Here is a 6,847-nt window from a genome sequence, read left to right as displayed (position 1 = left end):
GGCGCCCCCTGAGTACACCAGGCCATCACCCACCTCACTCAGACACAACGGGCCGCTTCGCTCAACACCCCGGGAGAGCGCCTGTTGCAGCAGATGCGTGAGGCAGGTCTGCCGCACACCGCCGCCGAAGAACATGTGACTGACAGTGAGAAGCAGTCCCTGCTGACTCACTTGAAGAGCAGCCACAAGGCGAAAGTGGAAGAGCCACGCAAGATTACGCTGCAGCGTAAAACCACCAGCACCCTGCGTGTGGCGGGCAGCAAGAGCATCAGCGTAGAAGTGCGCAAGAAGAAGGTTTTCGTGCAGCGCAGCCCGGAAGAGATCGAGGCCGAGCGTCAGCGTGAGCTGGACGAGCGCCGCGCCGTGGAAAACGCTGCCCGTCAAAAGGCTGAAGAGGAAGCCCGTCTGCGCGCTGAAGAAGAAGCGCGCCGTCAGCCTCCTGTTGCGCCGGCAGCCCCGGTCGAGCCAGTGGCCGCTGCGGCGCCTGCTCCGGCGGCCGAGCCTGTGCGCGAAGTGGTATCCGCTGCGCCGGCCGCCCCGGTCGTCGAAGTGCGCAAGCGTGACGACCAGCGTCGTCCGGACAAGCCACGCGCCGACGAGAACAGCCGTCGCGGCGGCGGTGACGGCGAGCGCAAGAACGCTCCGCACCGTGCATCGGTCAAGGAAAAGGCGCCGGCTCCTCGCGTGGCGCCCCGCACCACCGACGAAGAAAGCGATGGCTTCCGCCGCGGCGGTCGCAGCAGCAAGTCCAAGCTGAAGAAGCGCAACGCCCACGGTTTCCAGAGCCCTACCGGGCCGGTGGTGCGTGACGTGAAGATCGGCGAGACCATCACTGTGGGCGATCTGGCCCAACAGATGTCGGTCAAGGCCGCTGAAATCATCAAGTTCATGTTCAAGCTGGGCACCCCGGCCACCATCAACCAGGTGCTGGATCAGGAAACTGCCCAACTGGTTGCCGAAGAACTGGGCCACAAGGTGACCCTGATCAGCGACACCGCCCTGGAAGATTCCCTGGCCGAGTCCCTGAAGTTCGAAGGCGAGGCGGTGCCTCGTGCTCCGGTCGTGACCGTCATGGGCCACGTCGACCACGGCAAGACCTCGCTGCTCGACTACATCCGTCGCGCCAAGGTCGCTGCGGGCGAAGCCGGCGGCATCACCCAGCACATCGGTGCCTACCACGTCGAAACCGAACGCGGCATGGTCACCTTCCTCGACACCCCGGGTCACGCGGCGTTCACCGCGATGCGTGCCCGTGGTGCCAAGGCGACCGACATCGTGATCCTGGTGGTCGCGGCCGACGACGGCGTGATGCCGCAAACCATCGAAGCGGTTCAGCACGCCCAGGCTGCTGGCGTTCCGCTGGTGGTGGCGGTGAACAAGATCGACAAGCCGGGTGCCGACCTCGATCGCATCCGCAGCGAACTGGCGACCCACGGCGTGACGCCGGAAGACTGGGGTGGCGACACGCCGTTCGTTCCGGTTTCGGCGAAGATGGGTACCGGCGTCGACGAGCTGCTCGAAGCCGTGCTGCTGCAGGCCGAAGTGCTTGAGCTCACCGCCACTCCATCGGCCCCTGGCCGTGGTGTCGTGGTCGAGTCGCGCCTCGACAAGGGCCGTGGCCCGGTGGCGACCGTGCTGGTTCAGGACGGTACCCTGCGTCAAGGCGACATGGTGCTGGTCGGTTCGAACTATGGCCGCGTGCGCGCCATGCTCGACGAGAACGGCAAGCCGATCAAGGAAGCGGGCCCGGCCATTCCGGTCGAGATCCTCGGCCTGGACGGCACGCCTGACGCCGGTGACGAGATGAGCGTGGTGGCCGACGAGAAGAAGGCCCGTGAAGTGGCCCTGTTCCGTCAAGGCAAGTTCCGCGAAGTCAAGCTGGCCCGCGCCCACGCCGGCAAGCTGGAAAACATCTTCGAAAGCATGGGCCAGGAAGAGAAGAAGACGCTCAACATCGTCCTCAAGTCCGACGTCCGTGGTTCGCTGGAGGCCCTGCAAGGCGCCCTCAACGGCCTGGGCAACGACGAAGTGCAAGTGCGCGTGGTCGGTGGCGGCGTCGGTGGCATCACCGAGTCCGATGCCAACCTGGCACTGGCTTCCAACGCCGTGCTGTTCGGCTTCAACGTGCGTGCCGATGCGGGCGCACGGAAGATCGTCGAGCAGGAAGGTCTGGACATGCGTTACTACAACGTGATCTACGACATCATCGAAGACGTCAAGAAGGCCCTGACCGGCATGCTCGGCAGCGATGTCCGCGAGAACATCCTGGGTATCGCCGAAGTGCGTGACGTGTTCCGTTCGCCGAAGTTCGGCGCGATCGCCGGCTGCATGGTGGTCGAGGGTGTCGTGCACCGTAACCGTCCGATCCGCGTACTGCGTGAAGACATCGTGATCTTCGAAGGCGAGCTGGAATCCCTGCGCCGCTTCAAGGATGACGCTTCCGAAGTGCGTGCCGGCATGGAGTGCGGCATCGGCGTGAAGAGCTACAACGACGTCAAGGTCGGCGACAAGATCGAAGTCTTCGAGAAGGTTCAGGTTGCTCGCAGCCTCTGACTCGCGCACTTCAGGAGCCGCCTCGGGCCGCCGCAGCGATCTGCGCAGCCCGTCCGGCGGACTCTAAACGCAACGCCCGGTCTGGCCTCCGCCAGGCCGGGCGTTTGCCGCTTTCAGACCTCGCGGATTTCACCGTGGGGCAGTTACAGGTAACAAACCATGGCAAAAGAATACAGCCGTACCCAACGTATCGGCGATCAGATGCAGCGTGAGCTGGCCCAACTGATCCGTCGTGAAGTCAAAGACCCGCGCGTCGGCCTCGTCACCATCACCGCGGTGGATGTCAGCCGTGACGTCGGTCACGCCAAGATCTTCATCACCGTGATGGGGCAGGACAGCGCCGCCGACATCGCGCAGAGCATCAAGGTGCTGAACGCCGCGGCCGGTTTCCTGCGCATGCAGTTGGCCCGCGAAATGAAGCTGCGCAGCGTGCCGCAACTGCATTTCCACTACGACGAGAGCGTCGCCCGCGGTGCGCACCTGTCGGCCCTGATCGACCGTGCCGTGGCTGAGGACAGCCTGCACGAGACGGCGGCCGAACCCGAAGACTCCAAGGAGTAATCCGGTGGCCCAGGTCAAACGTATCCGTCGTAACGTCAGCGGCATCATCCTGCTCGACAAGCCGCTGGGGTTCACCTCCAACGCGGCGCTGCAAAAGGTTCGCTGGCTGCTCAACGCCGAGAAGGCCGGGCACACCGGCAGCCTCGATCCGCTGGCCACCGGCGTGCTGCCGCTGTGCTTCGGCGAGGCGACCAAGTTCTCGCAGTACCTGCTCGATTCCGACAAGGGCTATGAAACCCTGGCGCAACTGGGCAAGACCACCACCACGGCCGATGCCGAGGGCGAGGTTTTGCAGGAGCGCCCGGTGACCGTTGGTCGCGCCGACATCGAAGCCGTCCTGCCGAAATTCCGTGGGCAAATCAATCAGATACCGCCGATGTACTCGGCACTCAAGCGTGATGGCCAGCCGCTCTACAAGTTGGCCCGTGCAGGTGAAGTAGTGGAGCGCGAACCGCGTTCTGTTACTATTGCGCGCTTGGAATTGCTGGCCTTCGAAGGCGATACTGCGCGACTGGCGGTGGATTGCAGCAAGGGCACCTATATCCGCACCCTGGTGGAGGATATCGGTGAGCAGCTCGGTTGTGGTGCGTACGTCGCCGAATTGCGTCGTACCCAGGCCGGGCCTTTCACCCTGGCGCAGACCGTGACCCTCGAAGAGCTCGAAGCGGCACATGCCGAAGGCGGCAACGAAGCGCTCGACCGCTTCCTGATGCCATCGGACAGCGGCCTGCAGGATTGGCCGTTGCTGCAGTTCTCGGAGCACAGCGCGTTCTACTGGCTCAACGGCCAGCCGGTGCGGGCTCCGGATGCTCCGAAGTTCGGCATGGTGCGGGTACAGGATCACAACGGTCGCTTCATCGGCATCGGTGAAGTGAGCGAAGACGGGCGCATCGCGCCGCGTCGCTTGATTCGGTCGGAATGACCGGAACCGGTTCGCGTAACAGCGGGCCGGCGAGGGTGGCTGTCAACAGGCACGGTCACTGCTCTTTTATTGATACAGGGATTTGTCCCTGGCCTGTTGAAACCGTCCCTGGACGGTTTCCTGATAAAAGGATTGCCTCATGGCTCTCAGCGCAGCAGAAAAAGCTCAAATCGTTACCGACTACCAGCAAGCCGTTGGTGATACCGGCTCTCCAGAAGTGCAAGTTGCACTGCTGACCGCCAACATCAACAAGCTGCAAGGTCACTTCAAGGCCAACGGCAAAGACCACCACTCCCGTCGTGGTCTGATCCGCATGGTTAACCAGCGTCGCAAGCTGCTGGACTACCTGAAAGGCAAAGATCTGAGCCGTTACAGCGCTCTGATCGGCCGCCTGGGCCTGCGTCGCTAATCAGCGATTGCGCTATGAGGTTGGTTGTCTGTCGGATGCCAGCGGTTTACCGCCGGCATCCGGCAGGCTCCCAGCCTCAAGTTTTATCTGAAGCACCTGATTTATCCGAGCAGCACCCCGGACAATCCGCATCGGGCCGATTCCCGACGTTGCCCAAGAATTTCGCAAGAAACCAGTTCCCCCAAGAGCCACAAAGAAGGTAGGACACCGTGAACCCGGTAATCAAGAAGTTCCAGTTCGGTCAGTCGACCGTCACCCTCGAGACAGGCCGCATCGCCCGTCAGGCCACCGGCGCAGTACTGGTCACCGTTGACGACGACGTCAGCGTATTGGTGACCGTCGTAGGTGCCAAGCAAGCCGATCCGGGCAAGGGTTTCTTCCCCCTGTCCGTTCACTACCAGGAAAAGACCTACGCCGCCGGCAAGATCCCTGGCGGTTTCTTCAAGCGTGAAGGCCGTCCTTCCGAGAAGGAAACCCTGACTTCCCGACTGATCGACCGTCCGATCCGTCCGCTGTTCCCTGAAGGCTTCATGAACGAAGTGCAGGTCGTCTGCACCGTCGTCTCCACCAGCAAGAAGACCGATCCGGACATCGCTGCGATGATCGGCACCTCGGCTGCCCTGGCCATCTCCGGCATTCCGTTCGACGGCCCGATCGGCGCCGCCCGCGTCGCTTTCCACGAAAGCACCGGCTACCTGCTGAACCCGACCTACGAGCAACTGGCCGCTTCGAGCCTGGACATGGTCGTGGCCGGTACCGAAGAGGCCGTGCTGATGGTCGAGTCGGAAGCCAAGGAGCTGACCGAAGACCAGATGCTGGGCGCCGTGCTGTTCGCCCACGACGAATTCCAGTCGGTCATCAAGGCCGTCAAGGAACTGGCCGCCGAAGCCGCCAAGCCGACCTGGGACTGGGCGCCTGCCGCCGAGGCCACCGAACTGCTGGGCGCGATCCGTGCCGAGTTCGGCGAAGCGATCTCCCAGGGCTACACCATCACCGTCAAGGCCGACCGCTATGCCCGTCTGGGCGAGCTGCGCGACCAGGCGGTCGCCAAGCTGTCCGGTGAAGAAGGCCAGCCTTCGGCCGGCGACGTCAAAGCCGCTTTCGGCGAAATCGAATACCGCACCGTCCGCGAGAACATCGTCAACGGCAAGCCACGCATCGACGGCCGCGACACCCGCACCGTGCGTCCGCTGAACATCGAAGTCGGCGTGCTGCCGAAGACCCACGGTTCGGCGCTGTTCACCCGTGGCGAAACCCAGGCCCTGGTGGTCGCGACCCTGGGCACCGCCCGTGACGCGCAACTGCTGGACACCCTGGAAGGCGAGAAGAAAGACTCGTTCATGCTGCACTACAACTTCCCTCCGTTCTCGGTGGGCGAGTGCGGTCGCATGGGCGGTGCCGGCCGTCGCGAAATCGGTCACGGCCGTCTGGCCCGCCGTTCGGTCCAGGCCATGCTGCCTGCCGCCGACGAATTCCCGTACACCGTTCGCGTGGTGTCGGAAATCACCGAATCCAACGGCTCCAGCTCGATGGCTTCCGTGTGCGGCGCTTCCCTGGCCCTGATGGACGCCGGTGTGCCGATGAAGGCGCCGGTGGCCGGTATCGCCATGGGCCTGGTGAAGGAAGGCGAGAAGTTCGCCGTCCTGACCGACATCCTGGGTGACGAAGACCACCTGGGCGACATGGACTTCAAAGTGGCCGGTACCGCCAAAGGCGTCACCGCGCTGCAGATGGACATCAAGATCAAGGGCATCACCGAAGAGATCATGGAGATCGCCCTGGGCCAAGCCCTGGAAGCGCGCCTGAACATCCTCGGTCAGATGAACAAGGTCATCGGCCAGTCGCGTACCGAACTGTCGGCCAACGCACCGACCATGATCGCGATGAAGATCGACACCGACAAGATCCGCGACGTGATCGGCAAGGGCGGCGCGACCATCCGTGCCATCTGCGAAGAGACCAAGGCTTCGATCGACATCGAAGACGACGGTTCGATCAAGATCTTCGGCGAAACCAAGGAAGCCGCAGAAGCTGCCCGTCAGCGCGTTCTGGGCATCACCGCCGAAGCCGAGATCGGCAAGATCTACGTGGGCAAGGTTGAGCGCATCGTCGACTTCGGCGCGTTCGTCAACATCCTGCCGGGCAAGGACGGTCTGGTGCACATCTCGATGCTGAGCGACGCTCGCGTAGAGAAAGTGACCGACATCCTGAAGGAAGGCCAGGAAGTGGAAGTGCTGGTGCTGGACGTGGACAACCGCGGCCGCATCAAGCTGTCCATCAAAGACGTGGCAGCGGCCAAGGCTTCGGGCGTTTAATCCCCCCCAGGCTTTAGCGCAATGAAAATGCCCCGCCGTGAAAACGGCGGGGCATTTTTTTGTCTGTCGAAAATGATTGCATGAGGT

The 6,847-nt window shown here is 63.2% G+C and carries 5 protein-coding genes; all 5 read left to right on the top strand.

What is annotated here, in order from left to right:
- Positions 1-24 precede the first annotated feature (24 nt).
- The 5 genes from infB (at position 25) to pnp (ending at position 6,760) form a co-directional block, all read left to right on the top strand.
- Positions 25-2,553 carry a translation initiation factor IF-2 gene (gene infB / locus ACIP0B_RS15725; protein ID WP_400833419.1) on the top strand — a complete coding sequence of 843 codons (2,529 nt, stop codon included), beginning with the start codon at positions 25-27 and terminating at the stop codon, positions 2,551-2,553.
- A 159-nt stretch (positions 2,554-2,712) separates the two neighbouring features.
- Positions 2,713-3,114, top strand: a complete 402-nt coding sequence (gene rbfA, locus ACIP0B_RS15720; protein WP_400833414.1) for a 30S ribosome-binding factor RbfA — start codon at positions 2,713-2,715, stop codon at positions 3,112-3,114.
- Positions 3,115-3,118: 4 nt separating this feature from the next.
- Complete coding sequence (gene truB / locus ACIP0B_RS15715; RefSeq protein ID WP_400833411.1) at positions 3,119-4,036, top strand: tRNA pseudouridine(55) synthase TruB; 918 nt, start codon at positions 3,119-3,121, stop codon at positions 4,034-4,036.
- A 139-nt stretch (positions 4,037-4,175) separates the two neighbouring features.
- Positions 4,176-4,445: a 30S ribosomal protein S15 gene (gene rpsO, locus ACIP0B_RS15710; protein ID WP_085578459.1), complete on the top strand. Its 270-nt coding sequence runs from the start codon at positions 4,176-4,178 to the stop codon at positions 4,443-4,445.
- A gap of 209 nt (positions 4,446-4,654) precedes the next feature.
- Positions 4,655-6,760 (top strand): polyribonucleotide nucleotidyltransferase, encoded by a 2,106-nt coding sequence (gene pnp, locus ACIP0B_RS15705; RefSeq protein WP_400833410.1) that lies wholly within the window; start codon positions 4,655-4,657, stop codon positions 6,758-6,760.
- Positions 6,761-6,847 lie beyond the last annotated feature (87 nt).

It is taken from the genome of Pseudomonas sp. NPDC089534, assembly GCF_044749305.1.
GTDB classification, from domain to species: Bacteria; Pseudomonadota; Gammaproteobacteria; order Pseudomonadales; family Pseudomonadaceae; genus Aquipseudomonas; species Aquipseudomonas ekonensis.
The sequence above is the reverse complement of the archived record's forward strand: the minus strand, read 5'-3'. Positions and strand labels throughout refer to the sequence as shown.

What these genes read in the sequence shown, in the direction of transcription:
- rbfA (WP_400833414.1), top strand. Translation starts at nt 2,713, where the DNA reads ATGGCAAAAGAATACAGCCGTACCCAACGTATCGGCGATCAGATGCAG.
- rpsO (WP_085578459.1), top strand. Translation starts at nt 4,176, where the DNA reads ATGGCTCTCAGCGCAGCAGAAAAAGCTCAAATCGTTACCGACTACCAG.